This is a genomic window from Alkalibacterium sp., from assembly GCF_046484155.1.
GTDB lineage: Bacteria > Bacillota > Bacilli > Lactobacillales > Carnobacteriaceae_A > Alkalibacterium.
The window spans coordinates 1-7,402 of sequence record NZ_JAWOBT010000124.1; the positions used below are offsets into that span (position 1 = coordinate 1).

General features: G+C 40.9%; 5 protein-coding genes and 1 pseudogene. All 6 read right to left on the bottom strand.

Annotated elements, in window-relative coordinates; translation table 11 throughout:
• Positions 1-344 precede the first annotated feature (344 nt).
• On the bottom strand, positions 345-2,678 hold the full coding sequence (locus R6U02_RS09045) for a TIM-barrel domain-containing protein (protein WP_410263290.1): 2,334 nt from the start codon (positions 2,676-2,678) through the stop codon (positions 345-347).
• A gap of 19 nt (positions 2,679-2,697) precedes the next feature.
• Entirely contained in the window at positions 2,698-3,378 is a 681-nt protein-coding gene (locus tag R6U02_RS09050; RefSeq protein WP_410263291.1) for a DUF624 domain-containing protein, read from the bottom strand.
• Positions 3,379-3,501: 123 nt separating this feature from the next.
• Positions 3,502-4,335 (bottom strand): carbohydrate ABC transporter permease, encoded by an 834-nt coding sequence (locus tag R6U02_RS09055; protein ID WP_410263292.1) that lies wholly within the window; start codon positions 4,333-4,335, stop codon positions 3,502-3,504.
• A complete protein-coding gene (locus R6U02_RS09060; RefSeq protein WP_410263293.1) occupies positions 4,335-5,195 on the bottom strand; it encodes a carbohydrate ABC transporter permease in 861 nt (286 codons plus the stop codon). Before R6U02_RS09060 ends, R6U02_RS09055 begins: the two co-directional genes overlap by 1 nt.
• A 94-nt stretch (positions 5,196-5,289) precedes the next feature.
• Positions 5,290-6,609, bottom strand: coding sequence for an ABC transporter substrate-binding protein (locus R6U02_RS09065; RefSeq protein WP_410263294.1), 1,320 nt, complete (start codon positions 6,607-6,609; stop codon positions 5,290-5,292).
• Positions 6,610-6,832: 223 nt separating this feature from the next.
• A pseudogene (locus R6U02_RS09070) lies at positions 6,833-7,402 on the bottom strand (oligo-1,6-glucosidase); the annotation flags it as partial.

The following is a 7,402-nucleotide window of genomic DNA, read 5'->3' on the forward strand; positions in this document are numbered from 1 at the left end:
CCAACTTCCGTTAGTCTGCGGTTACGTGCAGTTCAGCGTCCTGTTTTGCCTTCAACTCCACCAATACTGTCGTTAGCGCCGGTTCGCCCAGCATGAACGACTTAAACTGCACCTATACGCCGTCTAGCTTCAGTTCATCTACTGATTGCACTTACCAACTGGAACGAACCGCTCTTTAATTCCAGTTCGGTCCGATCAAAACCACCTCAACTCTATCCATAAGACTCGGCGTCACTATTAATTATGAAAAATTCATCGAACAGAAAAAACAGGCCCCGATTCCTCCGAATCGGGGCCTGTTTCACATATGCTCATTTTGAAATAACAAACTATTTCGGTGATGATCAACTGTTCTTGATATACAACAGTTCAAACAAGGACTGACTTAGATGCTCTTCTTCCAGCTCATTGATAAGAGCCATCAAACTATAGTCAGATAAGCTATTATTGAAAGTGTTCAATAAATAGTCTTTCAACTTATAACCCACTTGCGCTTTATCCAGGCGCTGATAAAGTTCATTATTGATATCCTGTTCTTTGATCATACTGAAATTTTCGAATTTGATGGTTATCTTTTTGGTGTTGTCTGACACAACAGTGACTGATGTCCTGTTCAACGTTGGGTCGAACGACTGCTCAACCACTTCCCCGTTTTGCACGTCACCGATCCCTACTTCGTTTGAGGCATTGAAATGAATGATATGTCTGCGCTCTTCAGGTAGAATAGCCGCCTTGTCTTTTACTGTTATAGAGAGGGATTCTTCTGAGTAGTTCAGGTTGAAGACTGTTACCGCTCTTTGATGGTTGCTGTCTTCAACTAATTCGAAGGTGTTCTTTTTGCCAGGATAGATCAGCCACTCCATGTCTTTTGGAAGGTCGTGGGCATCCGTTTCGGTCGGCGTCGGATCCATTGGTATGATGCTGCCTTCTCTGGCAAATACCGGTATAGCCGTTTCATCTCTGAAAACTTTGAGTTTGGCTTCCCCTTTATATCTGAAGTTGCTGAATACATCGAACCAGTAACCTTTCGGGAAATAAAAGAGTTCACTGCCGTATACCGTTTCTTCGTCTTTTTTACTTGTTATCGGTAAGACAAGCAGCTCGCTCCCAAAGAAATACTCGTTTTTAATGTCATAGGCCGCATCTTTTAGCGGAAACTTGTAATAAACAGGTTGAATGACGGGTATCCCTTTTTCACTGTTCAGAACATTCAAAGTATATAGATACGGGATCAACGCATGGCGCAGTCTCAAGAATGACGTCATGTTTTTCCTGATGACGCAACTGTACTTCCAAGGTTCTTTGCCCGAAAAAGCACTGTTGGAGCTATGCAGACGGTTGATCGGGCTGAACACGCCGAACTGGAACCATCTGAGTGTCAGTTCTTCATCTTTATATCCTTTATAATGGCCGCCAATATCATGACTCCACCACGTATAGCCGATATTTGATGACGTTGCTGTGAGATATGGTTGAAATCTCAAAGAGTTCCACGTGATAACGGCATCTCCTGAAAAGCCCACAGGATAACGGTGACTACCCGGACCGCCATAACGTGATAAGATCAACTCATCTTCGTCACGCTTTTTCATGTCCTCGAAATGGTAATGGTTGAGCAGCCACAGCGGATCGATGTCGCTGCTGCTGAATTCGCCCTGCTGCCAGTCGATCCACCAGAAATCGACGCCTTGTTCTTCCAGAGGATGATGGACATCTTCGAAATATACTTGGCGGAAATCTTCATCCATCAAATCAAAATCAGCCGGTTCTTCTATAGCTGTATTCAGACTCAGCTTATCCGCGATCCCATCATACTGCTCTTCAAAAGCTCTGATGCCGTCTGCCGGATGGACATTCAACGTTACGGCCAAGCCTTTATCCTGTAGTGTCTGTAAAAATCTTTCGGGGTCTGGGAACAGTTCCTTGTTCCACGTGTAGCCTGTCCAGCCACTGCCATATTTTGATGGCACGTCTGTCAAATGCCAGTCCATATCGATCACGCTGACAGATAAAGGGATTTTTTCTGATTCAAACTTATTGATCAATTCTAGATAGGTCTCTTCTGAATACTTCCAGTACCTGCTCCACCAGTTGCCTAATGCATACCGCGGCAGCAGCGGTGGATGACCTGACAGTCGGTAAAAATCCTGAACGGCTTTTAAGTACTCTCTCCCGTAGGCAAAGAAATAAACATCCGTCTGCTCGTGATTTTTAACTTTTATATCGTTGTTCTCGTCAAAGACGAATGATTTGGAATCGTCGAGTGTCGCATAACCGTATTTTGAAATAATGCTTTCTTCCAATTCGGCTTCGCCATCCACGCGGTCGACGGTTCTTAAAGCACCCTTTAACGTTGGAATGGTTTGACCGTAATACCATCTGTTCGTGTAATTTGTATAGTTGTATCTTACATCGACCGATAAATTCTTTGGAGAAAACTCTTTTTCCTTCACATAACGCAGGTGAAATGAATCGGTTATGATTTCAAGCATTTTATGGGTTTCTTTGAGTTCGAAATCCACGTCTCCCAGATCCCGATTGGTTACGATTTGTGTGGCACGATCTTCAAACAGGCCTTCTGCTGAATATTCCATGCGCAGCAATTTATTTGTGAGGACAGTAAATCGGTAGGTGTTGCCTTCAATAACATTTTTAGATTTCTTTTCCTGTTTTGACATATGTACACTCCCATTCAAATTATGATACGTTCGCATTGATTTTACTGAGTTTTCTGATAAACAAGTAATAGGTTGCATATACCGTCAATGTGGTACCCAATAAAACAAATAGTATGAAATTCACTGAGTACAAAATGTAATGCAAAGCTATAAAAAGAATAAAGTTGCCTGATGCAAATAAGGGATGTCTAAGAATGAAAACGGTCGTCTGCTTTATTTTCCAATCCATTGACATATCGTAGTGGGCATCTAAATAAAGCAGATAAAAGGCAACAATACTTAGGTAGAAAAAAAGTACCACCAGGATAATAGAAAATATGAGATTGCTTTGGTAGGTAATAAAAAACACATAGCCTCCCACGGTCAATAGGCTCGTATAAACCATTCCGATCAAGAAGCTCTTTTTAAACCCTTTTTTATAATGCTTGAAAAAGGTGCCCGGATTAAACGATGCATCTTCCAGAATCAATTCTCTGGCTGAGCCGATTAAAGCATGTGTCCCCGGGAAAAACAAAACAGGCAGGGACAGTGACAAGAGCGGCAGCAAGACTAGCAAGTTGCTCGCTTCAGTAGTTAAAGCTATTTGAATAAGGATGATAAAAACCGGGAAATCAACGATGATCCATAGGACATTAATCATGGTAAACCTTGCTATCAACATAGATAATTCATATAACACGAGATAGATTTTTTCGCTCAACGCTATTATCCCTCCTTATGTTCTATTTTTATATTAACATATGGAATTTTTTTTAAATAGAAAGAGCCGCTAGTTGCTATTTAAAATAACAAGTGAGCAGCTCTTAGTATTCGTTGCCAACTTCTACTTGATGGCGCCTTCAGATACGCCTTCCACTATTATCTTTTGAGCACTGAAGTAAAAGATGATGACCGGGATAATCGCAATCGTTAATCCCGCCAAAGCCAAGTGCCATTGTCTCGTGTATTGTCCAAAGAAATAAAACATTCTAATGGGAATGGTCTCGTTCTCACGACTTAAAACAAGCGAAGGCAGGAGGTAATCGTTCCAGATCCAAATGACGTTTAATATAGCGACCGTAACGGAAATGGGGCTTAATAACGGAAAGATGATTTTAAAGAATATCTGAAATTTATTGGCTCCATCGATAATGGCTGCTTCATCCATCGATATGGATACGGTGGTCATTGCACCGTGATAAAGGAATAAGGCCAAACTCCCACCAAATCCTAAGTACATAAAGATCAATCCGTACCTGTTCAACATCCCAACTCTTCCGAAATTGGCTGTCAAAGGGATCATGACCGACTGAAAAGGAATAAGCATCGCGCCGACAAATACTAGCAGAATGATGCCACTTAGTCGACTCTTGTTCCGGGCCAGTGCATAACCTGCCATTGAAGAAAACAGCACAATGACGGACACGCTCACCAGGGTGATCAATAGCGAGTTGAAAAATGAGCGAATGAAGTTCAAATCATCGAACGCGACAACGTAATTGTCAAAATTAAACTGATCTGGAAAATTCAACACGTTAGAAAAGATTTCTCTAGGTGTTTTGAAACTGTTAACTAACATAAGATAGAATGGCGAAACCCAGACTAAACCCATCAGTAAACCTATGACTTCAATAATTAAGTATTTTCTTTTTCTCTTTTCATACACATTTTTTTCCATTATAAATCAACCTCTCTTTTCTTACTGTAGTAGACTTGTGACAGCGAAAAGATCGCTACAATAATAAAGAATATAACTGCTTTAGATTGACCATACGCCATCTGGTTACTGGAGAATGCAGTGTCCACTATGTTCATGGCGACCATTTGTGTTGAATTATATGGTCCCCCACCTGTTAAGGATAAGTTTTGATCATAAATTTTAAACGAACTGGATAACGTTAAAAACATTGAAACCGTAAATCCAGGTGCAATCAACGGAAAGATAACGTGTCTGAATTTTTGAAAAGAGGTCGCACCGTCTATGTTTGCCGATTCAATCAGTTCTTTTGGGATACCTTGCAGGTAGGCAATATAGATGATCATGATATAGCCGGCTTGTTGCCATACGGTTAAAATGATAAGTCCCCAAAACCCAGTTTCGGGTGTTGAAAGCCAGCCCAATAATCCCTGGATACCGGTAAAATCGCCTACTGCAGAAAAAACTCTAATGAAAATAAACTGCCAGATAAAGCCTAATATCAAGCCTCCGATTAGATTAGGCATGAAAAATACGGTCCTGAGAATATTTCGTGATCTCAGTTTGCTGGTTACAAGTACGGCTAAACCAAGACCAACAAAATTCAGGATGATGACACTGACAAAAGTGAATATGAAAGTGAACCGTAACGAATTTCTAAACTGTTCATCTTCTAATAAACGCCTGTAATGTGCAAACCCGATAATATTATTGAAGTTCAGTCCATTCCAATCAGTGAATGAATAGAATAGACCCATGAAAACAGGTACGATAACAACCAAAGACAAGCTCAGTAAAACTGGTGTAATAAACAACCAGAAAGTCAGTTCTTTATTTTTCATAGCTCATTTCCTTTCTTAACTATTCATTGACTACTCATATTTTAAAGAAAAAAGGGGCCATATATAGAAATAGAATATGGCCCCTTTAAAATTTTTATTTAAGAGATTCCCAGGCAGAAATCGAATTTTCAACCATTTCGTCCCAAGTCATTTCGCCAGCAATATATGCCTGAATATTAGGTCCAAACTCATTGTTTGTCCATCCTGTTGGATAGCCGTTAAATACCCATCCGATCGTGTCGCCACTTTCAGAATAGTCGTAAACGATTTGTGATAAAGGATCGCTAATTTCCATTTCATCATAACCTTCATAGGCTGGGATGAAGTTGAACTCGTTGATAACAAAATCTTTTCCTTCATCAGAAAGGTACATCCAGTCTAAGAAATCTTTAGCTTCCTGCACAGTTGCATCGTCTTTGTTGCTGTTGACTGCCCAATAGTTGGGTACACCAACGGGTAATTGGTTTTCATAACCTTCCAGCGGAATTGGAATCATTCCGACACCATTTTCAGCGAAATCAGGATCCATTTGTTCAAGCGTAGGATATACCCAGTTCCCTTGCTGAATCATAGCGACCTGTCCTAATGAGAAGTACTCTTCCACTTGTTGAGAATAGTCTAAACTCAACACAGGTCCGACCGAATAATCCACTTGTAAGTCAAGCATACGCTGGAATTCATCACCTTTTTCAAATTCAACGGTTTCAGCATTATAGGCTTCATTTACGTTTTCATCAAATTCATGTGTCAAGTAGACATTTGATAAATGGTTTCCTGGTACCCATGCTTCGGCTCCAGGGAAAGCAAAAACGGCCTCGATATCCAACTCATCTTTTTGACTGTCTATGGTCTGAACAGCCTCTTCCAAATCTTCATAGGTACTGATGGCTTCAGCATCGATCCCTGCGGCTTCAAAGACATTTTTATTGTAAATAAAACCATAACCTTCTAAGTTGTAAGGAAGGGCCGTAACGACGCCATCTTCACCGGTCACGTCGGTCAGAGTGCCTGGCAAAGCAGCATTGGCGGCATCGGTATCGGATAAGTCAGCTAAATACTCAGCCATCTGTTCAAATTCATTAGGGCCCGCTACACTGAAAATATCCGGTTCATCACCAGCAGAAAAACGAGTCGTCAATTGTGTAAAGTAGTCTGTCCCGCCGCCAACCGAAGTGATTTCGATCGAAACATTTGGATTTTCATCCATATACATTTCAGCAAGTTCATTGAATTGGTTGTTGAACTCGACTTTACCCTGCATAATGGCTAAGCTGATTTCTTCTTCAGACCCACCATTCCCGTTATCATCTGCACCGTCTGTTCCCGGGGCGTCTGCATCATCGCCACATGCAGCCAGGATACCGGCAGCTGAAAGCAAGACTAATCCTTTATATAAATAATTACCTTTGAACATTGTATTTCCTCCCTTTTTTCTTTTTACTTACATATACTTATGTAAGTGTTTACAATTATAAATATATAACAAATTGACCTATTACTCAATAGAATCCATTAATAATGATACCGGTATCATTATTTGGAAATCAGTGGCTAATATTTGCTTTTTTCTGTAATTTTTGTAACATAAGATTTTCAGTATTCAAAGCAAAAAGGGAGTATGTTCTGCTCCGTTGTTTTCAACCATTCGCTAAAACCATGCTCTCATATGGGCGAAGACATAGTTTCTCGTTGATCATGACCTTCTCATAATTACTCAATACAACCTGCGAATAGTTTTTATCAATGGTGATCGACTGCTCTTCGTTGGTGAAATTGATCGCTATCAGTAGTTTGGTGTCCTGCCATACTCTTTCATACACAATGGTCTGATCGTTTGCCGTTCTATCTGGCACGAATTTCCCATAAACGATCACGTCCCTGTAGTCGCTATTCGTTCTGAGTTGGATCAGTTTTTTATAATAGTTCAAAACAGATCCATCGTCCTGACTTTCCTTTTCAGCATTTATCTCAGTGTAATTGGGGTTAACTTTTAGCCACGTGGTCTCTCCCGCTGAAAATCCCGCCTGCTCTGAATCGTCCCACTGCATCGGCGTCCGGGAATTGTCACGGCTCCGCTGACTGATCAAGTCGAAGGCCTCTTCTTCTGGAAGTCCTGTAAGTAGAGCTCTTTTGTACTGATCATGCGTCGCTATGTCTTCATACTCTTCCATAGACTCCATCTCTATGTTGGTCATGCCAAGCTCCTG